The following is a 23,545-nucleotide window of genomic DNA, read 5'->3' as shown; positions in this document are numbered from 1 at the left end:
CGGCTACGATAGTTTAGGGGTTGCCCTACGCCACAATCGCTCGGTGCCAGGTTCTATACTCTACTCAAAAACCCCCTTTTCTTACACGAAAATGGGGTTTTTGTTTTGCCTAAAATCATAGTATCTCCACAAATAATAGGCGTTACTGAATGAAGGGATGAATTGATTTATGTGGGTACTGGCGAACCCGAAGGGCAGATTGAAGGTTGGTTTAAAACTGCCAAACATCGCTTTGGTTTGCATCGTTTTGGACAAGGGACTCTGCTGGGTATGTATCGCTGGCTTTGTGAGCATCAATCGCCTTTAACGAATTGCACTTGCACGTATCTCGGCTTCACGTCAAAGCTGCCTGAAGGGGTGACAGCACTAAGTAAAGAACCTCACTTGCGTTTTAATACTAAAGATTATTCATAAAGCTGTAATAGTCATAAAAAAGACAGGCTGTCGCCTGCCTTACAAGTATTGATTTAGGAGAGAATTTAGAAATTCATTTCAGCAGCTTGGACTTTTTCCACCTGCTTCTTCTTCAGAACTAGCATTACTTGAGCTAACATCACAAGAGCAATGAAAGCAATCAACCAGCCAACTCTATTGGCATCTTGTAGAACAATTTCTGCATCTTGTTGACCGAAACCACCAACGTTGGGGTTACTAGTCAAAGCGTCTCCTGCTTTAACAGTTTGTCCTTCAGAAACAATCAATTCTGGGCCTGAGGGAATGGTATCGCTGACAACTTCTCCAGACTCAGTTTTGATGTCTACTAAATATTTAACGCTACCATCTTCGCCTTCTTGTTTGGCAATATTACTAATTGTGCCAGTAGCAGCAGCGTTATAAACGTTGTTGTTGCTCTTTTCACCTGTAGGATAAAGTTGTCCGCGTCCCCGGTTCCCACCGACGTGAACTGAATATTTACCGAAGTGAATGTTCTTATCGTTGGCGGGATTGGGGGAAAGAACTGGAAAGACAATTTCCTGATACTGTTCACCAGGTAAAGGCCCGACGATGATTATGTTGTCTTTATCTTCACCGTAGGGTTGGAAGTAAACATCACCAATTTCTTCTTTCAATTCTTCAGGAATGCGATCTTCAGGAGCAATCTTGAAGCCTTCGGGTAACATCAGTACGGCACCGACGTTTAAGCCGACTTTAGAGCCATCGGCACCCACTTGTTGCAAGTTGGTGTCGTAAGGGATTTTGATCGCAACTTTAAAAACTTGGTCGGGGAGTATTGATTGAGGAACTTCTACTTCTGTGGGCTTTGCTGCTAGGTGACAGTTAGCGCAAACAATTCTGCCAGTCGGCTCGCGAGGGGTTTCTGGGTAAGTTTGCTGCGCCCAGAAAGGATATGCAGCAGCTGATTGGGGAAAGGCTAAGTCGCTGGTGAAGAAAAATGTCACGCTGGCGATCGCTATGAACAATGTTTTAAGCATTGCTCTAGCACTGCGAGTTAACCTCGCTGTTTTACAGGCATTTCTCATCTCTATAAGGGCAACGATTGAATTTAGTCAGGAGTCAAGAGTCATTAGTCATCAGTCATTAGTCATTAGTCAAAGATTTACCCTATGGACTTTGGACTATTGACTAAAATTTTTACGACCACCAAGGTTCTTCGTTGGTGCGGAAGTCCGTTTCAGTCCAAGAAGTTAAAACGATTTTGTCGTTTTCGACTTTAGCATGACTCAAAGCCAGAGACTTTGGTGCTGGGCCACGAACAACCTTACCTGTTGCATCGTATTGGGAACCATGACAAGGGCATTTAAATTTGTTTTCCGCCGCGTTCCAGGGAACAACACAACCCAAGTGGGTACAGACGGCGTTGATGCCGTAATCTGTAATAGCTTCTTTGCTTTCTACCACGATGTAAGTGGGGTCGCCCTTGAGTCCTTGAACTAGGGTGCGATCGCCTACATTATGACTGTCTAGGAATTTGCTGACGCTGACATCTTTACCCAGTTCGTCTTTTGCTGTTGTACCACCACCAGCGCCACCAGTTGTCGGTGGAATAAAGTAATTGACAACGGGATACAATGCACCCAGAGCCACACCAGTGACGGTTCCAAAAGTTAGCAGGTTCATGAATTGACGTCGCCCCATATCGGGAACGTCCATTGATTCAGAAAATTGAGCCATAGTTTACGCGCTCTTCGTGTATTTTGTTAAGCATTCGACAAGAGCGCTAAATACTTAAGCAGCTCCTGTCTGAGTGAAATGCTAACGCTTGTAACGATGCTATTATTCTGTGTTTCAAGATATATCTCGCATCTTTTCTGTTAGCATTACATTTCTTTATATCCTTATCATACTTGAGTTACGGAACTTAACGTCATAACTAAATGTAAAATCTCGTTGAGCAAAACTATGACAGGACAGGAATTACGCCAAATATTACTGGATAAATGGGGACACTCTTATGACGTGCAGTTTCGCCGTACACAAGGCAAGATATTTTTGCAGGTCATGTGGAAATATTTAGAGCAAGCTTCTTTTCCCATGAGTGAAGCAGAATATCAAGAGCATCTTGATAGTGTTGCTAATTATCTTCATGGCTTAGGTGGTTCAGCGCAGGTCAAAACGTTTATTACACAAACCAAAGAACGCCCCCGACTCGGTAAAGCCGTGAGCATCCCCCTAGATTTGGGTGAACGCACTTCCGAATGGATTATTTAAATATGTGGGAGTAGGCTTCCGCAGTGAGCATCAGCCAAATGGGAGTGGGAAGAATTGATTAAGTTATGAAATAAATTTTTTATGATTTAATAAGGTACAGACTATAAAATTCGTTTACCTAAAAGTACATCTCTACCTGGCTGAACTAGGGTAACTTCGCCATCGTCTAAAACTACACCCAACACCAAAACTTCAGATATAAAATCAGCAATTTGACGCGGGGGAAAATTAGTAACAGCTAATATTAATTTATTGATAATATCCTCTGGCTGATAGAATTTGGTAATTTGGGCACTTGATTTTTTAATACCCAAATCACCAAAATCTATCCATAGTTTATACGCTGGTTTTCGTGCTTTGCTAAACACCTCGACTTTAATGACTTTGCCAACACGAATGTCGACTTTTTCAAAGTCTTCATAACTAATTTGGTTCATTTATAGCGTTGCTCAGTTTGATATAGTAAGTTTGATAGATAGAAGATACTAGTGGTGTGTTCCAGCGCTTTAATAAGTTTGTAGTAAGAAGTTTAGTCATATTTTTTAGGACTAAAGTCCTTACTACGAAATGCCTTACCCATCAAAATTAAAATGGTGAATTAACATTGGTGAGTTTCAAGATTTTCAAGAGTTTTGTAGTAAGAACTGTAGTCTTAATTTTCTCAAGACTCAAGAGAAAAAACTCTTTCCCTCCTCCTCACCTTCATTTACCAGTCAGCTTAACCAAACCAATACCGCCAAAGTACAGAAAAAGTACTGCACCTGCCAAAAGACTCTGAGTCAGGGGGTCAGTTGAAGGTGTAAGCACAGCGCCTAAAACTACGGCTGCCATAATTACGAATCGCCAACCGGAAATCATTCTATCTGATGAAACGATGCCTAAATTAGCTAGTAAAAGTTGAATTATCGGCACCTGAAAAGCTAAACCAGTGCTCAATAAAAGCAATAGTACAAATTCAAAATATTTGTCGATTGACCAGATTTGTTCTACTACATCTGCACCATAGCTAATGAAAAAATTCAAAGCCGCCGGAATCAAAAGTAAGTAAGCAAATACTAAACCGGCTGCAAACAGTACACTAGAACCTAAAACGATAGGCCCAAGTAAACCACGTTCACGGCGAGTCAATCCAGGGAGAACAAACAAAATGATTTGGTAGAGGATGAAGGGACTAGAGAGCAATATGCCACTGTAGGCTGCAACCTTGATAGAAACAAAGAAATACTCACCGGGGGCTAACTGGAGAAATTTAACTCCTTGGGCTGGGACTTCTAGTAGTTGAACAATTGGCTTGACAGCGAAAAAACAGCCAGCAACGCCGATCGCTACAGCAATAAGTGCATAAAAGATACGCTGTCTTAACTCTTCTAGGTGGTCGAACAGAGACATTTCGACTTCACCGGGCAACTCATCGAAAGAATCAATATCTGAGTTGCCGTATCCTTCTGTATCAATCTCAGGAGTGGTTATTGTATCTACTTCTTGTGAGGGGGTCATGGCTCAGGTGGTAGGCAACATTTGCTAACTATTGTATCCGGGGAAGCAGCTACGACGGTAGGATGAATCAGTTCAAAATCCAAAATTCTTAGTTTGGGTAAGAATGAACGGAAAAATATGTGAAAATATAGGAATATTGGGGAAGCTATGAATTATGAACTCTGCACTTGAGGCGAAAGCTAACCCTGAGATTCTCGGCAACACCTACTGTGATATCGGTAGGAAACCGTAATTTTTTAATCACGTCTGTGTAAACAGTAGCATTAATCATGGCAATGCTCAGGTTTTAAATTCCGTTTCATTAGGTGGCATCTACAAAATATCGATAAGTTCACTCTGCCATGAGCGCAGGGAGTCCACCGTAAGTGAGCGCAATTTTTTGCTGAGGTTGGTTATGAATAGGAGGATTTACATTAGCCTCATGGCATTACCTATTTTTTTTAACAATGCCGGGGTAAATCTTGTTGATAGAGATGTGCCGAGTTTCATAAATCAGTTTTTGAGTACAGATGCTGTCATTACTGATAGCAAATATACTCAATTACAGATTATGCCGTGGCAAATATCAGCTAGAGATGAGCAAACAGGAGAGTGCTTGCGTCAGCGTAGATGCAAAGATTAAAAAACAATAAAAATCCCCCATGATGAACTGGGGGTTTAATAATGTAAGTACTCTGGCGTGGATGACATGGAATGTAATGACAATACCAATGGGAAATGAATTAGACTTGCCAAAGTGCCGATCGCTCATTGGTAAGGGTGTTTAGATTAGTCTATTTTTTGAGTAAGCGCTGACGCATACGGACTACAAAACCATTAACTTCTGGGATTTTCATGAGTGAGGCGATCGCTGCAAACACGGCAATCCCCACAAAACCAGATGTACATAATTGCAAAATTTGAATTAATAAACCTTCTTTCCCTAAAAATTGCTGAGAAGCAACCAAAGTTGCAAAACTAGCTATCCCAGCTACCACACTACCCCCAGCTAAACCCAAAATCGGCAAGCCCCACTCCCGCCAAGGTAAACCATTGAGACGGCGATCAAGCAAAAATAACAGCATTAGCATGGAGCTACAATTGACACCTACTGTTGCTAATACCAAACCAGGAGCGCCAAATGGTTTCACCAAAATCCAATCTAGTCCAGCATTGAGGAGGATATTAAAAGTGCTGATGCGAAAAGGTGTCTGTCCATCCCCCAAAGCGTAAAATACTCTTACCAAAACATCCCGCCCCAAATAAGCAAACATCCCGACACCGTAAGCCACCAGTAGGGAGGAAACTAATTGTGTCGCATCTTGTTTAAATGCACCGCGTTCATAAACTACTTGGACAATCGGCACAGACAAAGCCACTAACAACGCCCCTAGAGGTAGCATGGTGACAGCAGTCAGTAATAATCCCTGACGAATGCGTAATTTCAGGTCTGGCCAGTTTTCTGGTTCCGCTAGTTTGGCAAAGATGGGCAATAAAGGCAACAATATAATATTAGAAATAATCCCTAAAGGGGTTTGCACTAAAAGATTGGCATAGTTAAAACCAGCCGCCGCACCGGGAATCGGACTGGCAAAGTAGAGGTCAGTGGCGACATTAATTGGCATCATCCCTGATGAAATAGTTGCCGGAGTCATGACCCTAATGACTTCTTGAACTCCAGGGGATTTAAAATCAAACCGCAGTCGTAATGTACCTAGCCCTAAACGCCACTGAACAATTAGTTGGACTAACCATTGAAGAATAGCCCCGGCTAAGGTTCCCCAAGCTAGTACCATACCACCGATGAAAGCGTATTCTGGCTTGATAATATCTTTGCCCAATTGCAAAGACATAATACCAATACCGAAAACAACTGCCACACTGGATAACAGGGGGCTAATTGAGAGTAACCAATATTGATTAGCAGCGTTGAGAGTCCCGAAACCAATGCCGATTAATCCTGAGAATAAAGCCATCGGGGCCATAATCTGGATTTGTTGGATGGCGATCGCTCTAGTTTTCGCATCCAAACCATAACCGACAATATCAACAATATTATCTGCTAGAAAAATCTGGGCTACTGTCACTAACAAGAGTAATCCACCTACTAAGGTAGTCACAGTTTCCACCAAGGGAGCCGCTTCTTCTCGCTGGCGCTTGGCTAAAACGCTGACAACTGCACTATGTAATGGTCCATTCACGCCCCCCAGTAACACTAATAAAAAACCGGGGATAATGTAGGCGTAGCTGTAAGCAGTTGCAGCCGCCCCTACACCAAAAGCAGCTGCGATCGCCTGCTGTCTCACTAAACCAAATACTTTACTAATTAAAGTGGCTGCGGCAACAATGCCAGCAATCCCAGCAAAAGAACGAGAAGGTTTTGGCTCTTGATTAGTCACGAATAATACCCGACAACTCTGACAGAGTGCATACCTGAAAACATTAACTCGAAATCTCCCACTCTGTCAGGTAAATTTTCCCTAAATTCATGCAAGTAGTTACCTACAACCCAAACTATCACGGGTGGCAACACCTGTAACTGGATTTACGCCATCTGCTTTTTCACACAGCAAAGAAACTTGATAGCGATCAATTAAAGCATCTGTAAAATCAGCACCAGTAATGTCAGCATCATAGAAGCGACTGCGAGTTAAAGTTGCTTCTGTGAAAATGGCATTTTTTAAGTTGGCATTATCTAAAGTCACTCTATCTACTAAAGCACCTGTTAAATCTGCCCCTGACAAATTAGCTTTCAATAAAACTCCTTTGGTGAGAATAGCGTTAGTTAAATTCGCACCTTGAAAATTTGTCCCCCGCATTTCTGCCGCGACAAAAGCCACCCCAGCTAAGTTAGCATTGCTAAAGTCACGATTTTCCAGATTAGTATTGTTGTAGTTAATTGTATTCTCTTGAGCCAAAGCAGGCTGAGGATTAATAATTATCCAAAACCACGCCAGTATAAAAATAAAAATTAAACTAAACAATTTGATTAAAATCTTCTTCATAACTTTAATTATTTGTCAGTTGTCATTAGTCAGTAGTCAGTTGACGGGAAGAGACAGAGAGAAAGGGAGTAGGGGGGAGGTACTTCCCCTTTTCCCCTTGTCACCCCGCCCCTTTTCCTATTTTTGACCACTGACTACTAACCACTCACTATTTCCAATCTTTCCCAATTCTAATTGTCAGGTCAGATTCTAGATGTCCTGTGGATTTAGTCTCAAGTAAACCCAAACCCAAGACTTTTTGCAGGTTAAAACCCGCTTGGCGGTTGCCTTTCTGGATAATAATTTGGGTTTGGCGTTGGGTATCAGGCCAATCCGGTACGGTGTAAATATTTGTAAAACCTTTCTGTTTCAAGTAGGCGATAACTTTTTCAGTTAGCTGGGGTTGATTGGAAGCATTTTGAATAGCAATTTTTAGTTGGGAAACCGGCCGGGTATCTGGTTTAAGACCAGGCACATCTACCCCAACATAATTGTTTAATAGATTTTGCTGTCCGGTCAGATTTAGCCAATAGCTATTTGGGTCTTGACTAAATCTGCTGAATGTACCAGGTAGCATGGTCATTTGGAAATTATCCCGTTCTAAATTGACGGAGAAATTCACCAAAGCCATCATTTCTTCTATCTTCAAATTTGTATCAAAATATTTCCGCATCAGGCGGGTTAATTGAGGCAATCGAGGTAATACAGTAGGACTGTTAAGCCTTTGTAGCATGGCTGCTACTAGTGCTTGTTGTCGCTGTACTCTAGGTAAATCACCTAGTCCTTCTTCTCGATAACGGGCAAAAAGTTCTGCCTGTTCACCATTGAGAGTTTGCCAGCCACTAACCAAACTCACTCTAGAACGAGTGCTGGGGTTTTGATATTCCATTGATACAGGTACAAAAACCTCCACACCACCCAACTGATCGACTAATTGTCGTAAGCCACTGGTAGAAATGCGGATGTAGCGATCAATACGGGCATTATTTAAGGTACGGCTGACTACTCTGGCTGCTAATACTGGCCCACCTTGAGCATTCGCCTCTGACACCTTAGTTAATCCCTTTTCTGGGATGGCAATCATTGTATCCCTGGGAATGGACAGCACCCGTGTAGTTTTACTTTCGGGATTCAGCCTGACCATCATCATGGTATCGCTATTGCCAGAGAAACTTTCTGGTGAGCCATCAACAGCACCATTAACTGGCTCAATTCCCATGATGAGAATATTCATCGGTTTAGATAGTTGGTACTGGGAAATTTTGCTCCACAGTTCCCCAGGCAGTGGCATTTTCTGCTCATCTTGCCCACCAATTCCTAATTCTTCATCAGTGCGATCCAAATTGCTCCATAAAGGAGTCCACAGCGCCAATGTGGATACTAACAGTCCAGATAGGATCACCCCTAAAACAACTGTCAAAATCCACAATAGCCAGCGAGGCATGGTCAAGCCCAAGCGCTCGTACAATTCATGGGGGAGCGTACCGACAGAATCGACAATATTACGGGAAACGGTAGCTGACAGTTGTTGATCTTCTACCTCCATCTCACCTGTTGATGGGGGTTGAGGCATTCCCTGATTATCTACCAGTTGTATTTGAGAAGACCCGACCTCTAAATTTAAATCCGGTATTTGTTGAGGTGCGGTCTGATTTTCTGACCATTGAACCTGTTTAATCACAATTATCTCCCCACTCAACCACTCCCTAAAATTTATGTTAATGCAAGCTACCAATCTTGCCAGTGTTAGACCGCACTGTACACTTGAAATGTTCTACCGTTGGTGTGTATGACAACATGAGTAGCCCATTGTTCCCAGTAATCCTGGCTGGTGGTAAAGGTGAACGTTTTTGGCCCCTTAGCCGCCAAGATCGACCCAAACAATTTTTAAGTCTTGATGGTAGCTCTAGGAGCTTATTACAATCAACCGCCGAGCGATTGTTAAGATTCGCCGGCGAGTGGAATGACCTATGGGTAATCACCTCTAGTCAATTAGGACAAGGGGTGAAACAACAATTACCCGAATTACCATCGCAAAATTTGTTGATTGAACCGCAAGGTAGAGACACTGCTGCGGCCGTTGCTTGGGCCAGTTTGGAGATTCAAAAGCGTTATGGTGATGACGCGATTATAGGCTTTTTTCCCTCTGATCACTGGATAGCTGATCAAGAGGCGTTTAAACGCACGTTGGATGCTGCTACCCAATTAGCGGCAAGCACAGCAGCGATTGTCACTTTGGGGATCAAGCCTGCTTTTCCATCAACTGGTTACGGCTACATTGAGCAAGGTGAAAAAATTGGTACCTTTAATGAGTTGCCAGCTTATCACGTTAATCGCTTTACTGAAAAGCCCAACCGGGAAATAGCGGAAACTTTTCTATCTACGGGACGATATAGCTGGAATAGCGGTATGTTTGTTTTCCGAGCCGGAGTTGTTCTCAAGGAACTCTACACCCATGCGCCAGAAATCATCGAACCACTGGTAAAACATGGGGTTGACATTTATCCCCAGTTACCTAAGAAAAGTATAGACTACGCACTCATGGAAAAGACTCATCTAGTATATGTCTTACCAGCAGAATTTGGTTGGGATGATTTAGGTGATTGGAATGCAATCGAACGGTTACTCAAAAAACCAGATAATCCCAATGTGGAATTGGCTACTCATGTAGGTCTAGATACTCAAGGAGCGATTGTTTACGCCACTAATCCAGAGGATGTAATTGTTACTATTGGTTTAGAGGATGTGGTGATTGTGCGCGATCGCAATGTTACTCTCATTGTCAACAAAGAACGCACTCAAGAAATCAAGCAGATCCTCAAAACTCTGCAAAGTGATCCCCGATTTACTGACCTACTCTAACTATATAAGTTGTAAAAGTTAAAACCCTTGGCAGAGGTTGAAATGCGGGGTTTTTATTATAACTAGCTAAGAAGAGGCAGGGGAGCAGGGGGTAGAGGGAAAAGGGGAGATCATACTCTAATATTATCCCCCTTGCACCCTATAGCCTGTTCCAATTCTTAATTCCCACTCTCCACCACCAACAATGTTCCTGACCCAAACTGTTCCTCGTCAAAGAGAAATTATTGAAGTCGTCCTCCGCAATGGCTGGGATTATATGCGGCGGGTGCTAACAGGCGGTAAAGCTGATGAACCCCAGCTACCGACTCCGGCGGTGTTAAAAAATATTATGGTGGATTTAGGCCCGGTTTATGTGAAACTCGGTCAACTCATGTCTACTCGTCCAGATTTACTGAGCGCAGCTTACATTGAGGAACTGTCTACACTACAAGATGAAGTACCACCTGTTCCTTGGACAGAAATTGAAATCCTCATCCGCAAACAACTAAAGCGCCCTCTGGAAGAGACTTTCAGTAAGATTAATCCCGTACCGGTGGCGGCGGGATCAATTGCCCAGACCCATCGCGCTACATTAATAGATGGTCGGGAAGTGGCGCTGAAGGTGCAACGACCGGGGATCGATATTACGATTGCCCAAGATATTGCTTTAATTCTAGGGATTGCTGATTTGGTGGCGCGTACCGATTTTGGGCAGAACTACGAAATTAAATCGATTGCTGAAGAGTTTACGAAAGCTTTAGAAGCAGAGTTAGATTTTACACGGGAAGCCGGTCATACAGACCTATTGCGCCGGAATTTATCTCGTAGTCGCTGGTTTGATCCTACACAGCTTGTAGTTGCTGAGATTTACTGGCACTTAACTACAGAAAAATTACTGGTGATGGAATGGCTAGATGGTGTACCGATACTGTCAGCGAGTTTGAACAACAATAACGGTAAAGACCCTGCATCTGAACGTAAAGCAGTTACCACTCTGTTATTTCGCGCTTTCTTTCAGCAGTTATATGTTGATGGCTTTTTCCACGCTGATCCCCATCCGGGCAATATCTTTTATTTGAGTGATGGTCGTGTTGCCTTGTTAGATTGTGGCATGGTGGGCAGACTTGATCCCCGTACTCAGCAGATATTAACAGAAATGTTGCTGGCGATCGTGGATTTGGATGCGGGGAGATGCGCCCAATTAACATTGCAATTGGCAGATTCAGCGCAACCTGTGATTGTATCCCGGTTGGAAAACGATTATGACCGGATGTTGCGGAAATACTATAACGTCAGCTTGACTGAGATGAATTTTAGTCAAGTATTTTATGAAATTTTACAAATTGCCCGGAATAATAAGATTCGTTTACCCAGCAATATGGGTTTGTATGCCAAAACTATAGCGAATTTGGAAGGGGTAGCCCAGACATTTAATCCAGAGGTAAATTTATTTGATGAAATTCAACCATTAATTACAGACTTGTTTCGGCGGCAGTTATTGGGGGATAATCCAGTGCGATCGCTCCTGAGAACAGCCTTAGATTTAAAAAGTCTCTCTTTACAATCTCCCCGACAAATCGAACTACTCTTAGACAGAGTAACATCGGAAACTATGCGGTTGAATCTTTCACTACATGGTTTAGATGGTGTGCGCCGGACAATGGACGATGCGGCTAACCGTTTGTCCTTCAGTATATTAGTAGGTTCACTGATTATGGGTGCAGCAATTATATCTACTAAAGCCCAGACAAGTGAGTTGTCTTTTTTAAGCAGCGTCCTGTTCGCCGTGGCAAGTTTGTTGGGTTTGTGGCTAATTGTGAGTATATTGCGATCGGGTCGTTTAAAATAAACCTTAGTTTGCTTTAACAAAGTTTGCTTTAACAAAGAAATTTCTTATATCAACAGTTCAGTAATTTTAGCCCTTTGTGTCTTTGTGGCTCTGTGGTTAACTAACTGTAAACCACAGAGCTACAGAGAACGGGGTTAATTGATTTAAGATATATGTCAATCATTATTGCTGAAAATCTAAGTAAGTCTTATCCAGTGGCAGTAAAAGAGCCAGGAATTAAAGGGACAATTAACCACTTTTTCCGCCGCACCTACCATTCGATTCAAGCTGTTCAAGATGTTTCTTTTGAAATTGCACCCGGTGAAGTAGTGGGATTTCTGGGACCAAATGGTGCAGGTAAAACTACCACACTGAAAATGCTGACGGGATTAATTCATCCTTCTGGTGGTGTGGTGAAAGTAGCTGGTTATAATCCCTTTTTACGCCAAGAGGCATTTTTACAAAAAATTACCTTGGTAATGGGACAAAAGCAGCAACTTCTCTGGGATATACCAGCACTAGATTCTTTGAAAATTAATGCTGCTGTCTATGACATCTCTGATAAGGAGTTTCAGCGACGGGTTGGGGAATTAACAGAAATGCTGGCTTTGGAGGGTAAGCTTAACCAACCAGTGCGGAAATTATCTTTGGGTGAACGAATGAAGGCTGAACTGTTAGCAGCACTTTTACACCGTCCCCATGTATTGTTTTTAGATGAACCAACTCTGGGGCTAGATGTCAATGCACAAGTAGCAGTGCGTGATTTTTTGCGTGAATATAATCAACGTTATCAGGCTACGGTTTTATTAACTAGTCATTACATGGCTGATATCACGGCTTTATGTGAAAGAGTGTTGTTGATTCACCAAGGAAAGCTCATGTACGACGGTAGTTTAGATGGACTGCTAGAACGTTTTGCACCTTATCGAGAAGTTCGTGTAGAGTTAGCCCAACCTCTATCTTTAGAAAAACTCAACTCTTATGGTGATGTGCAAATGTTAGAAGGACGTGCGGTTTGTTTTCTGGTTCCACAGGAGATATTAACGCGCACAGTATCAAAAATCCTAACAGATTTAGAAGTAATAGATTTAACAGTAACTGAGCCACCTGTGGAGGAAGTGATTGGGAAAGTTTTTAAGGCGGGCATTGTGTAAATAATTAAAAATTGATCAGGTGCATGAAAAAAATTATTAGAAAAGCCTCGACTTTGCTGACAGTCTACTACGCCTATATGGTTGAGTATCGGGCAGAACTAATTTTATGGGTTTTGTCTGGTTCTTTACCCATTATTCTGATGGGGGTTTGGATTAAGGCGGCGCAAGGTGGACAGTTTAATTTATCAGCTACGGATTTTGCCCGTTATTTTCTGACAGTTTTTGTTGTGAGACAAATCTCTGTTGTCTGGGTAATTTGGGAGTTTGAAAAGGAAGTAGTAGAAGGTAAATTATCACCTAAATTGTTACAGCCTTTAGATCCAGTATGGCATCACGTCGCGTCTCATCTTTCGGAAAGGGTTGCTCGTATACCTTTTGCAGTATTACTAATAGGGTTGTTTTTTATTTTATATCCTGAGGCGCTTTGGTTGCCCAGTTTAGGACAATTATTCTTATTTACATTAGCTGTAACTTTGGCTTTTATTTTGCGCTTTGTAATTCAATATACCTTTGCTATGTTCGCATTTTGGACAGAAAGAGCTAATGCTATAGAAAATTTTTGGTTTTTATTCTACTTATTTTTATCTGGATTAATTGCACCTTTGGATGTTTTTCCTGAACAAGTAAAAGCGATTGTATTATTTACACCTTTTCCGTACTTGATCGATTTTCCGGTCAGTTTATTGGTAGGGCTATCTGTTGATGTAGGACGAGGATTTTTCTCACTATTGGCTTGGATATTAATATTTTTAGGATTGAATCGCTTGTTGTGGCGTGCAGGATTGAAAAGATATTCAGGAATGGGGGCATAAATTACAGTTTGAGCCAACCTATTTTAGGGTATAACTTTACTTGGGATAGTCTTCAATCTATCTACAGAACCTAAAGAGTAATCATCTAATTTGAAATCACCAAAAGGTCTGCTTTCTAATCTATTCCGCAAAGCTTCATCAATAACAACGGCTTTTGATTGTCTTTGTAAACCAATAATGATTACGCTTCTTTGATATGCCGTTAAATCTCGATTGTTTCGACAATTTATGTCTTGAAATTCTCCTAAATTTAATAAGCGATAACCTTTAACACTTGGTGTATTTTGAAATATTCTTTTTACTAAATTTTGTATTTCTTGGGAGCGTTCAAACGATATACGTTGTGCAAGTTCTGGACTAATTTCACAAGAAGCAGTACCTACAGAGATAATTTCTTCAGGATTTTCCATTATCTCTTGTATTCCTTCTTGTTCTAAGCGTAATTTTAAAACATCTAAACTGATGACTCTATCTTTATTTTTAATCTGAAAATTACTGCCTGAAAGCCATTTATATTCTATTGATAAAACAGCTATATTAAATTTAGCAATTCTTCCTTGACTGTCCTTACCTTCTTCATAAGGAAAGTAATCAATTCTGCCTTTTCTTTGTGGTGATTGGCTTGGTGGTGGTAATAAGGTGAATTTTGGATAGCCTATCGTGAAAGCTACTAAAATAAGTAATCCCACAGAAACTATCAGAGCTGCAAAAAATGCTATCAAAGGTACTTTGTTGAAGGTTTTTGTGGATGATTGTAAGGGTAGATTAGATTTTAGTTGAGTTTGCTGTTCACTTTTCGGTATTTCGTCTACATTCACCGTCACTTGCTGTTGAATGTTTCTGAGACGCTGCAAAATGCCCTGGGTATTTGTAGGGCGATTTTTTAATTCGGGTGCTATTAACCAATCGATTAAATTCCATAGGGGAGGTGAAATTTGTTTAGCGTTGTCGCGCCACTGTAGTAAATTTTGATGGACATCATACATATTTAAAGGATGCTGTCCTGTTAGTAGAAATACAAAGGTTCGTCCCAAACTGAAGAAATCTGATTGTGGTGCAGCTTGTCCGTTCATCTGTTCTGGGGCGCTGTAACCGGATAACAAAGTTGGTGTAGAGGTTCCACGGTGATAAGTTCTAGCTGTACCAAAATGAATTAAGACTAATTTTCCATCGGGTCGGAGCAGGATATTTGATGGTTTAATATCTAAATGCAGGTATTGCTTGCCATGAACTAAATCTAAAATCTCTGCTACCTGTATCAACCAAGCGATCGCTTGTGTTTGGGAAATCGGCTGATTTTGTCTTTGTTGTAGCCATTCTTCTAAGTTTATCCCGTCGATTTTTTCCATGACAATGCACTGCAGAACTGAACCATTTCTGGTTTGATGCTGGAAGTAGCTATCGACTTTGGGGATACCTGCATGATTTAATTGTCCTAAGACCACCGCTTCTTGACGAAACAGTTCTACAGCCTTGGGGTCCTTGGAGAGGTTGGCTTTTAGTAGCTTGAGTATTTTAGGTGTTTCTTGTTCGTAGGCTTCATAAATTGTACTAAAGCCAGTTGTATCACTTAATAATTGTGTCACCCTATAGCGTCCTAGCAATTCCAACTGGGAACCACAACTTTGACAGAAACGGTTTTCGTTGTTATTGGGATGGTTAGGCTTGGGGCAAACTGGATTGATACAAAGGCTCATGATAGATAAGTCAAAAGTCAAGAATCAAAAGTCAAAAGAATTACATGAGTGTTGACTTGTCTCTCTCAATTAATTCTTTTGTCTCCTATCCATCTATCAATCATGAGACTTGTTTTCCTGATATTCTGCTAAGAATGCTGCTATTGTCTGATTAAAGGCTGCTGGTGCGGTTAAAAAAGGCCAATGATTACCGGGAATTCGGCAGAGACGAAAGTTTCGGAGATAAGTTTTGTAAGGTTTGATTTGCCATTCTTGGCGGTTGAGTCCTTGTTCTGACTGGACAAACAAAGCGGGGGTTTCTAAGGGGATCGTGAAGCCGGGTACACGCAATATTTCATCAAAGATGCCATCACGAGCTGCAATTGTGAATTTGCTACCCCACCTACCATCGGGTTTTTGTTCAAGTCCGGCTTGAAATACTTGCTGTTGCAAGGAACTCCAGCCTTGGAATTGATTTAATTGCTGTGCTATTTGTTCAGCTTGTTCGTAGCTGGAGAAAGGCCCCATTGCTTTGAGAAAGGATAAGAAGCGGTAAAGCAGGGGAAAACTTAGCCTGAAGAGGTTGGGCATTTTCCAAATGAAGATGGGATCAACTAGCACCATACTTCGCAGACGTTGGGGATGTTGTCTCGCCCAGATAGCGGTTAATTTACCTGTCCACGAATGACTGACAATGTGTGCAGATGACCATCCCAAATGATTCATCAGTGCTTCTAAGTCAGCGATCGCACTCTCAAAGCTATAATCTTTGTCTGGCTTGCTGCTTTCGCCATGACCCCGCATATCTGGCGCTACTATATGATAGTCTGCCGCTAAATAATCTCCTAAGCTAGACCAGGCTAGGGCATGGTCGCCTAAACCATGTAACAGTAGTAAAGGTTCTTTGCCTTGGTTCCACTCTAAGTAAGACAGATTGATATCAGGTGTTGATAAGGTTTGGCGTACAGGCATCGTCTTTAGTCTGTTGATAAAGCAATAAATCCCACTTTTTTCATAGTATTCTCAAAATAAATGGCTATTTTTTGGGCTTTTTTACTATTACTACTATAGATTTATAGTGATGATGTCGTAAAATAGCTTTTATATACATTTATTCTCAGTGAGCTTGCTGACAAATGCAAGCGTGGGAATAACCTCAGTTAAGTCTAAGGCAAGCGTTAAGCTCTAAGTTTTTGTCTGAAAGTCTGATTATTGAGTTAGTTTTTCTACATTTTCTGTACTGCTTTCTCCGGATGCTCATATTTAAAATACATAATTTATTATTTGATAAATATGGCAATAATTAAGAGAACAAGTTTAAATACCTCATTAACTACTTCAGAACAATTAGCACAGAAAAATCTTGAAGAACAGCGAATGCGGGATGTTCGGCTTTTGCTACAAAACTTATTTGAAAGTGAAGCACCAACTATTAAATTGATTCTCGATTGCCTTTATGATGTTGGTTCTGTGAATATTATTAACCAAAAATTTCGCTACCGCCCTTTAAATCGAGTAATCAAATCAATTGCGCGGATGTCTAAACCTGTATTTAGAATTTTCGCATGGCGTTGGTTTAAAAATAACTGCTCCCAATTAGCTGCTAATTGGTTATACTCTCAGGTAGCTTTTGAAGTTTCTATCACTAGACCTCCAGAAATAGCTGTTGAGGTTTCAGAAATTCAACAACCTCAGCAGTTGCAAGCCGAAAATCTGAGTCGTGAAGTTAAGTATTTGCGTCATCAAGTCAGATTACTAACTGGGATTACTATAGTTGCCCTTTCTGCTTTAGGTTTAGCGGTTATTACATTTAGTCGCAATACACAGGAACCATTACAAACTAGAGAGCAATTTCAATCAACAATTTACCGATAATATGTAGTGTTTATTGTTTGAGAGAGGTTCATCTTTTTGATATTAGACGTTAGTTTGTACTTCATTTAATTAGGAACTGTTATGATTAATGCCTGAGAACACAAGAGCTAAGGCATATTTCTAACAATAGTTATACGAAATCCATCAAAATCCTAATTTTTCTCGAACTACTTTCTCGTCTCTAAAACCTACTGCTACTGCTGTTTCATTCTTAACAAAAAGTGGACGTTTGAGCAGCATTGCATCCTTAGCGAATGCTTCAATCCATTGTTCATCAGTCCAAGTCTTTTTTTCATCATCCAAAGCACGGTAGGATTGACCAGAGGTATTCCGCATGGGTGCATAACCCAAAGACTCTATCCACTTTTGAATCATCTCACGCGTCGGCGGATTTTCTTTAGTGTTAATGAATTCATAGTCAAAGTTATTATTTTGAAGCCAGTTAACAGCTTTTTTACAAGTTCCGCAATTGGGTATTCCGTAGACTTGAATAGACATAACACAAGTTTCTCAACAATTCCCATACCAGATAAATATATACATAATTGGTGTCATTTGTATCATTTATGTCAAACAAGAGTAGTTTTTGATACTAGTATTTTCCCTTAAGCATTTACAGATGAATATTTAATGCTTGATGAGCTACACCGTAAATTCACTAAAACTCTGTAAAAAAATTAAGATAGCTTTGAATAAACTGATTGATACTTGGGTTCATCAAGGGTAAGCTAATAACAATAAAATCAAAAAAATCTTTGGTCTTGATAAATTCCATGACCACTAATAGTTTGCCTAGTATTGTAGGAAATCAAGATACTGTTAAAATCAATTATCTAGAGCCAAATTTACAAGCTTTACAAGAAAGTCTTTATAGTTTTTTGTTGCAACTTGTAAATATATATCCACCTGAGGAGGCTTTAAACGAATTTAAACAGTTGTTTATCAATTGTCTGGAGTCTGGTGATTTATATGCTGTGCCAGTTATACAGAAAATGGTGCTTTTTAATAATGAAGATGAGTTTCATTATACTCTCAAGCGTTCTTGCTACATTTTAATTAATAATTGGGCTGCTAAGAGAAAACATAGATATATTCAAGAATTAATTAATTTATTTACTGAGTTACCTGTCAATCACACAATATATAGTTGCTCTGAATTAATTACATATCAAATATGGCTAGAAAATTTTGTTCATAGCCAAGATTATCAAGAACTCAAAAAGTTTAATTATACAAACAACAGTAAGACTAAAACCCACTGGAGCGATCGCTATGCTAACTATTTGCTAATTGCTCAATCTTTAGATCCTGATAAACCAAAGGAGCAACAAGAAGCAGCCAGCAAACTCTCTAGACAGATGAAGGACAAGTATAAGTTTGAGCTAGCGATGTATATTGCTCGTTCTCAGTCTACTGCTTCTAGTCCAACACGCTATCACAACCCCAGTATTTTTGGGGATGAGGTTTTGCGTCTCATCAAAATGATTGTAGTCAAAAGAGGTAAATTTAGTTATGAAAATATTGCTAATATATTCCTCAAGCAAACTCAACATCAAACTCTGAAGCAGTTTAAAAAAAGTGTCCAAAAATATTTATTCTTTTCTGTCGGCAATCAAGCGATCGCAGAAATCATTAGCCAAATTTTGACAGAAAAATTGTCATTATGGAAAGTAGAAAAGGATGAGGTGAATTTAAATAAAGATTTGTTGTTAAGGGCTTGTAATCGATTAATTGATTTTTTGACGACAGAAAATAGACATGAGCCTTCAGAATTGTTTATTTTATTACTTTCTCATGGACATCCTCTAACACTAGTGATTATCCTCCTGAAGATTATCTCTATTTGTAAAAGCACCCGCAGTCATTTAGAAAGCCGGATTGCAGATTTAATTAATTATTATAAAGATAAGTCAGAGGATGAATGTAAATGGGTAATTCATTTTATTGAATTTTATAATATTACCTTTGCAATTTATGCAGAAGATGTAGAATATAACTTGCTGAAAATAGCTAAAAATGAAGCAGCCAGTAATTCGCAAATGAATCTAGATATTTATCGGGTATTTTCTCAGGTGAAAGCAGATAGAAGCACACCTGAATAAATAAAAATAACAATTTAGGATTGAGCAAGGCGTTCATCCAGCCATGCTAAACCAGCACCGACTGTTTCAGCGATAATACTAATCAGACGATATAAGGCGATCGCACTAATCACAGCCGCCGAAGGAAAGCGATTTTGCAAAAGTGCGATCGCTGTTGCTTCAAATACACCTAAACCCCCAGGCGCACCCGGAACCACAAAACCTAACAACCAAGAAAAACTAAACGCCCCCAATAATAAAGGAATTTGATTGATATTCAAGGGCATCAGGGCAAACAAGGTGAGAATAAATCCTATCCCGCGTATCAGCAAAAATCCCAACTCGCCCAATAATGGTCGTAGGGGATAACGTTCAAGACTAAAAGCCCCAGTTGGTTGAGTATCTGATTTTTTAGCTTTCAATTTGTACAAAAAGCTAATAACTGGATTCAAAAATCGCGGATGCACCCCAATGAGTATAATTACTAAACTCAGTAACTGTAAGACCCGTACCGTCAAGCTGTTTCTGCTAACTGCAAATCGGCTACCAAACATCACCACAATAATTAAAGCCGCAGCCGCCAGCAGCAAAGGTTCTAACAACACACTGAGAGTAGCTGCACCAGTAGCAACATTGGCATTTTTTAAAGCAACAATACGCCGATAATGATGCCAAAGATTCCCTGGCAAATACTTAGCAATATTAGTTTTAAGATAAACTTGGATAAATTCAGCCGTAGGTACTGGTTGATTTAAATCTTGCAAAATCCACGTCCAAATCCAACCAGCCCAGGTATGGGCTAATAAAGTCACACCTGTGGCGATCGCTAGAATTGACCATCCGACTTCATCAATGCGGATAGCCGTCACCTCTAACCAGTGATCTTTCAGGGCTTTAGCTAAAAAAATCAGCATTGCCCCCAAAATTACCCAACGTAAAATTTGCTTCAATTTTATATTCATTGAACAGCTAAAACACTCAAAGCTGAATATCTCAAATTGTATGCTACATCAGCTACACACCATATTTTTAGGAAAAATTTCCTAGCAGAGTAAAAATAAAAGTGTTTTTTTTACATATTAATATTAGGATGTTTATAAGTTGTAAATTACTTTAGTTAAATATATTTTTTAGAATTCAATACAGTACTTGTAAGAATTTAATATCTTTCTCAAGACTGACATAAATTGATTTAGTACTTGATTATTTTAGTAATTTATTAGCATTTTAATACTACAAATAATATTGCGATATATTAAGCATTCTCTCTCTGTAGTTAGAGAAAATTTACACATCTTGCCTCAAATTCATGTGACTTACGCTAGATGTAAGGCAATCGTTTACTCTTTAATATTAAAAATTGTTGGTTAACTAATTAGTCAACTCAAGAAGCACTAAACTTTTGCTCACTGCAAAAAAGTTTCCTATGTATTAAAGGAGGAACTGGTGAACGGTTTAATGAGTGTATGGAAAAGACTAAGACTGCGCCAGATTTTAACTGTATTTTTGGCTGGTCTATTGTTAATAGTTAGTACTGCTTGTAGTCAAGGAAATCCTCAAGGAGCAAATCCTAAAAATCCTGCTGTACAAGCTGGTGGTGCTAATAATCCTTATAAGAATGGTGGAGATAAATACGTCAATTCTAGGTTTTCTACAGACCCTAAAATTACTAACCCAGAAACCCAAAAAAGACGTGATCAAGCAAGTCTACCAATCAATTCCCAACTATTGATTGCTGCTAATAGAGAATCAGAACTACTCTATCCTGGTGCAGAAACACCAGCAGGCAGAATCAAAAAAGAAGGGGAATTACCACTAATTCGAGAAGAAGACTTCCAACAGCCTAAACCAGGTGGTTTGATTCAGAATGAACCAAACATAGGAAATCGCATTCAAGAAAGACTGGAAACTGTTAAAGAATCAGTGCAAGAGGCTTCCAAATTTTTACAAGATAAGGGAGATGAAGCCAGTTCCAGACCTGAGTTACAAAAAAATCCTGCTGTTGGTAGATAGAAATATTTTTGACTAGCAGTTGGAAATCTTCAAATTATTCAAAGTTTAATCGAGATACAAAAAGCAAGGAGTCATAGAATGAAAAGAGTCATTGATTGGCTACAAAATCTTCGTCCCCTCAAAATTTTCACAGTTGTTTTAGCAGGATTTTTCCTACTACTTACACAAGCTTGTAACAGTCCCACCATCGCGGGGCAACCACCACAGCAAAAGGCTGAATCAGCTTATACTGAAAGATATGACCCCACAAAAGAATATCCACTCAACAATCCTCAAGGAGGAATGAACAACTTTAGCGATGTAGATCCTAGAGGACAGGCTGGCGAAAAAACAGCAGAAGCCAAGGCCAAGGCTTTACGGGATAACGCTAAGAAAAATGTTGAACAAAAGGGTGTTGACAGTCCACAGGAATATGTCGAAAACTATCGCCAAGGTACACCTTTAGGTCAACGGGTGAAGAACTTAGGCGAAGATATTGGTAGTTCTGCTGAAGAAGTGCGCGAAGGCGTTGTTAAAGGCACTCAGCGCGGTGTAGAAAATATCAAAGAAAATACCCGGAATGCTGGTGATGATTTGGCTAAAAAAGGGAAGCAAACCACTGAAAACGCATTTTAATTCGTAATAGGTTAAGGCTTCCTATTTAAATATTTTCGCAGAGAGACGTTGTATTGCAACGTCTCTATTGTCCTAAAAATCTTGATTTTCCAGATACCAACACTGTAACGCCAGTTGCTGAATTTCCCGCCAGGGAATTTTGTGTTTACGGGCTAATTCTGCACAATCTTCATACTCTGGCTGTACGTTGGTAATAACTTTTTCTAGGGATTGTCCTTGCCATGCTACTTTAATTCGCACTGTGCCATATTTCGTTTCTACTTGTTTAAATTCCCGTTGTAATATGGCGCGTTGCTGGGTGCTTCGGCGGATTCCCAAGGTACTTGTTTCACGGAATAACACAGCTTCGCAATCCAGTAAGTTATCTGGATGGCAAATAACCGTTAGTAAAATCCCAGGACGGGATTTTTTCATGCCTATAGGCTGGGTGAAGACATCAAGCGCACCAGCAGCAAATAACTCCTCAAAGACATAACCGATCGCTTGCGGATTTAAGTCATCAATTTGAGTTTCAAGTACAGAGATGGTTTCCAGAATCGGGCTATTGGCAGCATAATCAGTGAGATTGGCTTGTAAACTAGCACTTTCACCCAACCATAGGCGTAGTATATTAGGAATAGGTAGATTAATAGTACCGGCTCCCAATCCTACCTGTTTAATTGTCATGGGTGGTGGCGCTCCAAATTCTCTGACTAGAGTAGTGGCGATCGCAGCTCCAGTTGGTGTCACTAATTCCCTATCAATACCGTTGCTATAAACTGGACAACCCCGCATTTCCCATAACTTCAAAACTGCTGGTACTGGTACTGCCATTTTTCCGTGAGCAGCACGCACAGTTCCTCCACCAGTGGGCAATGCCGAGCAATACAGCAGTGGGAATCCTGCATGATCACTAGAAATACCCAACCAATCCAAGCCTAAGCAAGTGCCAACAATATCAACAATCGCATCCACTGCACCTACTTCATGAAAGTGAACCTTCTCAGGAGCAATCCCATGCACAGCCCCTTCAGCTACTGCTAATTGCCGAAACACTGCCAAACTCCAAGCCTCAGCCTGTGCTGGTAAACCAGCTTGCAAAATCATTTGCTCAATTTCCGGCAAGTGTCTTGCGTGATGGTGGTCATGGTCATGGTGATGATGATGCTCCAGCAAATCTACATGAACCTTAGTCGCCTCCTGACCATTCTTTTGCACCAGTTCGGCTCTTAATTTATATTCCTGAGAAATCCCTAAATTATTGAGTTTTTCTGTGAGATACTCCACAGGAACACCCAGACTAACTAAGGCTCCCAGGCACATATCACCAGAAATCCCTGTCGGACATTGAAGGTAAGCAATTTTGTTCATAAAGATAATTTGTAATAGCCTACGGCTAAACTAACGCCACCGTAGAGAAGGCTTGCACCTACGTAATTCGTAATTAATACAGCTAATTAAGTATTACGCATGATTAAGTACAAACTAGCGTGATTTGCTCGTAAAAATATGTATCTACAGTTTAAGCAATTGCTTCTGTA

23 protein-coding genes are annotated in these 23,545 nt (G+C 40.4%); 11 read left to right on the top strand and 12 right to left on the bottom strand.

The annotated features are described in order from the left end of the window. Nucleotides 1-171 precede the first annotated feature (171 nt). Nucleotides 172-414, top strand: a complete 243-nt coding sequence (locus H6G18_RS12680) for a hypothetical protein (RefSeq protein ID WP_190407462.1) — start codon at nt 172-174, stop codon at nt 412-414. A gap of 65 nt (nt 415-479) precedes the next feature. Here the strand turns inward: H6G18_RS12680 and petA are convergent, their stop codons facing one another. Together petA and petC are read right to left on the bottom strand one after the other, a co-directional pair. Continuing rightward, a complete protein-coding gene (petA, locus tag H6G18_RS12675) occupies nt 480-1,481 on the bottom strand; it encodes a cytochrome f (protein ID WP_190407455.1) in 1,002 nt (333 codons plus the stop codon). Between the two features lie 112 nt (nt 1,482-1,593). Then, nucleotides 1,594-2,133 (bottom strand): cytochrome b6-f complex iron-sulfur subunit, encoded by a 540-nt coding sequence (gene petC / locus H6G18_RS12670; RefSeq protein WP_190407454.1) that lies wholly within the window; start codon nt 2,131-2,133, stop codon nt 1,594-1,596. A 228-nt stretch (nt 2,134-2,361) separates the two neighbouring features. Between petC and H6G18_RS12665 the strand changes: the two genes are divergently transcribed. Continuing rightward, nucleotides 2,362-2,670 carry a DUF3067 family protein gene (locus H6G18_RS12665; RefSeq protein ID WP_190407453.1) on the top strand — a complete coding sequence of 103 codons (309 nt, stop codon included), beginning with the start codon at nt 2,362-2,364 and terminating at the stop codon, nt 2,668-2,670. Between the two features lie 101 nt (nt 2,671-2,771). Here the strand turns inward: H6G18_RS12665 and H6G18_RS12660 are convergent, their stop codons facing one another. Continuing rightward, nucleotides 2,772-3,107: a tRNA-binding protein gene (locus H6G18_RS12660; RefSeq protein WP_190407452.1), complete on the bottom strand. Its 336-nt coding sequence runs from the start codon at nt 3,105-3,107 to the stop codon at nt 2,772-2,774. A 265-nt stretch (nt 3,108-3,372) separates the two neighbouring features. Next, nucleotides 3,373-4,167: a twin-arginine translocase subunit TatC gene (gene tatC, locus H6G18_RS12655; RefSeq protein ID WP_190407451.1), complete on the bottom strand. Its 795-nt coding sequence runs from the start codon at nt 4,165-4,167 to the stop codon at nt 3,373-3,375. Nucleotides 4,168-4,588: 421 nt separating this feature from the next. Here tatC and H6G18_RS12650 point away from each other — a divergent pair, with 421 nt between their 5' ends. After that, entirely contained in the window at nt 4,589-4,789 is a 201-nt protein-coding gene (locus H6G18_RS12650) for a hypothetical protein (RefSeq protein WP_242040291.1), read from the top strand. 151 nt (nt 4,790-4,940) lie between these two features. On the opposite strand, the gene murJ is transcribed toward H6G18_RS12650, so the two are convergent. From murJ to H6G18_RS12635, 3 genes are all read right to left on the bottom strand, one after another. Continuing rightward, nucleotides 4,941-6,545, bottom strand: a complete 1,605-nt coding sequence (murJ, locus tag H6G18_RS12645; protein ID WP_190407449.1) for a murein biosynthesis integral membrane protein MurJ — start codon at nt 6,543-6,545, stop codon at nt 4,941-4,943. 99 nt (nt 6,546-6,644) lie between these two features. Then, nucleotides 6,645-7,151, bottom strand: a complete 507-nt coding sequence (locus tag H6G18_RS12640) for a pentapeptide repeat-containing protein (protein ID WP_190407448.1) — start codon at nt 7,149-7,151, stop codon at nt 6,645-6,647. Nucleotides 7,152-7,299: 148 nt separating this feature from the next. Next, complete coding sequence (locus H6G18_RS12635; RefSeq protein WP_190407447.1) at nt 7,300-8,811, bottom strand: LCP family protein; 1,512 nt, start codon at nt 8,809-8,811, stop codon at nt 7,300-7,302. A gap of 116 nt (nt 8,812-8,927) precedes the next feature. Here H6G18_RS12635 and H6G18_RS12630 point away from each other — a divergent pair, with 116 nt between their 5' ends. The 4 genes from H6G18_RS12630 (at nt 8,928) to H6G18_RS12615 (ending at nt 13,765) form a co-directional block, all read left to right on the top strand. After that, nucleotides 8,928-9,992, top strand: coding sequence for a mannose-1-phosphate guanylyltransferase (locus H6G18_RS12630; RefSeq protein ID WP_190407461.1), 1,065 nt, complete (start codon nt 8,928-8,930; stop codon nt 9,990-9,992). Between the two features lie 184 nt (nt 9,993-10,176). Next, nucleotides 10,177-11,820, top strand: coding sequence for an ABC1 kinase family protein (locus tag H6G18_RS12625; RefSeq protein ID WP_190407446.1), 1,644 nt, complete (start codon nt 10,177-10,179; stop codon nt 11,818-11,820). A 152-nt stretch (nt 11,821-11,972) separates the two neighbouring features. After that, nucleotides 11,973-12,953, top strand: coding sequence for an ABC transporter ATP-binding protein (locus H6G18_RS12620; RefSeq protein ID WP_190407445.1), 981 nt, complete (start codon nt 11,973-11,975; stop codon nt 12,951-12,953). 23 nt (nt 12,954-12,976) lie between these two features. Next, nucleotides 12,977-13,765 (top strand): ABC transporter permease, encoded by a 789-nt coding sequence (locus H6G18_RS12615; RefSeq protein ID WP_190407444.1) that lies wholly within the window; start codon nt 12,977-12,979, stop codon nt 13,763-13,765. 23 nt (nt 13,766-13,788) lie between these two features. Here the strand turns inward: H6G18_RS12615 and H6G18_RS12610 are convergent, their stop codons facing one another. Then, entirely contained in the window at nt 13,789-15,462 is a 1,674-nt protein-coding gene (locus H6G18_RS12610; protein ID WP_190407443.1) for a serine/threonine-protein kinase, read from the bottom strand. A 96-nt stretch (nt 15,463-15,558) separates the two neighbouring features. Next, the gene (locus H6G18_RS12605; protein WP_190407442.1) at nt 15,559-16,413 is read right to left on the bottom strand and encodes an alpha/beta fold hydrolase; all 855 of its coding nucleotides are present in this window, start codon (nt 16,411-16,413) and stop codon (nt 15,559-15,561) included. A gap of 321 nt (nt 16,414-16,734) precedes the next feature. Here H6G18_RS12605 and H6G18_RS12600 point away from each other — a divergent pair, with 321 nt between their 5' ends. Beyond that, entirely contained in the window at nt 16,735-17,316 is a 582-nt protein-coding gene (locus tag H6G18_RS12600; RefSeq protein WP_190407441.1) for a hypothetical protein, read from the top strand. Between the two features lie 144 nt (nt 17,317-17,460). On the opposite strand, the gene H6G18_RS12595 is transcribed toward H6G18_RS12600, so the two are convergent. Next, complete coding sequence (locus tag H6G18_RS12595; protein WP_190407440.1) at nt 17,461-17,814, bottom strand: Spx/MgsR family RNA polymerase-binding regulatory protein; 354 nt, start codon at nt 17,812-17,814, stop codon at nt 17,461-17,463. A gap of 275 nt (nt 17,815-18,089) precedes the next feature. Here H6G18_RS12595 and H6G18_RS12590 point away from each other — a divergent pair, with 275 nt between their 5' ends. Next, entirely contained in the window at nt 18,090-19,418 is a 1,329-nt protein-coding gene (locus H6G18_RS12590; protein WP_190407439.1) for a hypothetical protein, read from the top strand. Nucleotides 19,419-19,432: 14 nt separating this feature from the next. Here the strand turns inward: H6G18_RS12590 and H6G18_RS12585 are convergent, their stop codons facing one another. Next, on the bottom strand, nt 19,433-20,359 hold the full coding sequence (locus H6G18_RS12585) for a lysylphosphatidylglycerol synthase transmembrane domain-containing protein (RefSeq protein ID WP_190407438.1): 927 nt from the start codon (nt 20,357-20,359) through the stop codon (nt 19,433-19,435). Between the two features lie 484 nt (nt 20,360-20,843). On the opposite strand from H6G18_RS12585, the gene H6G18_RS12580 reads away from it, so the two are divergent. Beyond that, nucleotides 20,844-21,410 (top strand): DUF6658 family protein, encoded by a 567-nt coding sequence (locus H6G18_RS12580; RefSeq protein ID WP_190407437.1) that lies wholly within the window; start codon nt 20,844-20,846, stop codon nt 21,408-21,410. Nucleotides 21,411-21,488: 78 nt separating this feature from the next. Beyond that, nucleotides 21,489-22,025: a hypothetical protein gene (locus H6G18_RS12575; protein WP_190407436.1), complete on the top strand. Its 537-nt coding sequence runs from the start codon at nt 21,489-21,491 to the stop codon at nt 22,023-22,025. Between the two features lie 72 nt (nt 22,026-22,097). Here H6G18_RS12575 and larC read toward each other — a convergent pair whose 3' ends face one another. Then, on the bottom strand, nt 22,098-23,375 hold the full coding sequence (larC, locus tag H6G18_RS12570) for a nickel pincer cofactor biosynthesis protein LarC (RefSeq protein WP_190407435.1): 1,278 nt from the start codon (nt 23,373-23,375) through the stop codon (nt 22,098-22,100). Nucleotides 23,376-23,545: the final 170 nt, after the last annotated feature.

Source organism: Anabaena subtropica FACHB-260 (genome assembly GCF_014697105.1).
Taxonomy (GTDB): Bacteria; Cyanobacteriota; Cyanobacteriia; order Cyanobacteriales; family Nostocaceae; genus Trichormus; species Trichormus subtropicus.
The sequence above is the reverse complement of the archived record's forward strand: the minus strand, read 5'-3'. Positions and strand labels throughout refer to the sequence as shown.

Excerpts from the sequence above, each read along its gene's own strand:
- H6G18_RS12615 (WP_190407444.1), top strand. The coding sequence starts at position 12,977 with ATGAAAAAAATTATTAGAAAAGCCTCGACTTTGCTGACAGTCTACTAC.
- H6G18_RS12650 (WP_242040291.1), top strand. The coding sequence starts at position 4,589 with ATGGCATTACCTATTTTTTTTAACAATGCCGGGGTAAATCTTGTTGAT.
- H6G18_RS12610 (WP_190407443.1), bottom strand. The coding sequence starts at position 15,462 with ATGAGCCTTTGTATCAATCCAGTTTGCCCCAAGCCTAACCATCCCAAT.
- H6G18_RS12585 (WP_190407438.1), bottom strand. The coding sequence starts at position 20,359 with ATGAATATAAAATTGAAGCAAATTTTACGTTGGGTAATTTTGGGGGCA.
- H6G18_RS12630 (WP_190407461.1), top strand. The coding sequence starts at position 8,928 with ATGAGTAGCCCATTGTTCCCAGTAATCCTGGCTGGTGGTAAAGGTGAA.
- H6G18_RS12665 (WP_190407453.1), top strand. The coding sequence starts at position 2,362 with ATGACAGGACAGGAATTACGCCAAATATTACTGGATAAATGGGGACAC.
- H6G18_RS12660 (WP_190407452.1), bottom strand. The coding sequence starts at position 3,107 with ATGAACCAAATTAGTTATGAAGACTTTGAAAAAGTCGACATTCGTGTT.
- petC (WP_190407454.1), bottom strand. The coding sequence starts at position 2,133 with ATGGCTCAATTTTCTGAATCAATGGACGTTCCCGATATGGGGCGACGT.
- H6G18_RS12590 (WP_190407439.1), top strand. The coding sequence starts at position 18,090 with ATGACCACTAATAGTTTGCCTAGTATTGTAGGAAATCAAGATACTGTT.
- H6G18_RS12575 (WP_190407436.1), top strand. The coding sequence starts at position 21,489 with ATGAAAAGAGTCATTGATTGGCTACAAAATCTTCGTCCCCTCAAAATT.
- tatC (WP_190407451.1), bottom strand. The coding sequence starts at position 4,167 with ATGACCCCCTCACAAGAAGTAGATACAATAACCACTCCTGAGATTGAT.
- H6G18_RS12640 (WP_190407448.1), bottom strand. The coding sequence starts at position 7,151 with ATGAAGAAGATTTTAATCAAATTGTTTAGTTTAATTTTTATTTTTATA.
- larC (WP_190407435.1), bottom strand. The coding sequence starts at position 23,375 with ATGAACAAAATTGCTTACCTTCAATGTCCGACAGGGATTTCTGGTGAT.
- H6G18_RS12600 (WP_190407441.1), top strand. The coding sequence starts at position 16,735 with ATGGCAATAATTAAGAGAACAAGTTTAAATACCTCATTAACTACTTCA.
- H6G18_RS12595 (WP_190407440.1), bottom strand. The coding sequence starts at position 17,814 with ATGTCTATTCAAGTCTACGGAATACCCAATTGCGGAACTTGTAAAAAA.
- H6G18_RS12605 (WP_190407442.1), bottom strand. The coding sequence starts at position 16,413 with ATGCCTGTACGCCAAACCTTATCAACACCTGATATCAATCTGTCTTAC.
- H6G18_RS12620 (WP_190407445.1), top strand. The coding sequence starts at position 11,973 with ATGTCAATCATTATTGCTGAAAATCTAAGTAAGTCTTATCCAGTGGCA.
- H6G18_RS12625 (WP_190407446.1), top strand. The coding sequence starts at position 10,177 with ATGTTCCTGACCCAAACTGTTCCTCGTCAAAGAGAAATTATTGAAGTC.
- petA (WP_190407455.1), bottom strand. The coding sequence starts at position 1,481 with ATGAGAAATGCCTGTAAAACAGCGAGGTTAACTCGCAGTGCTAGAGCA.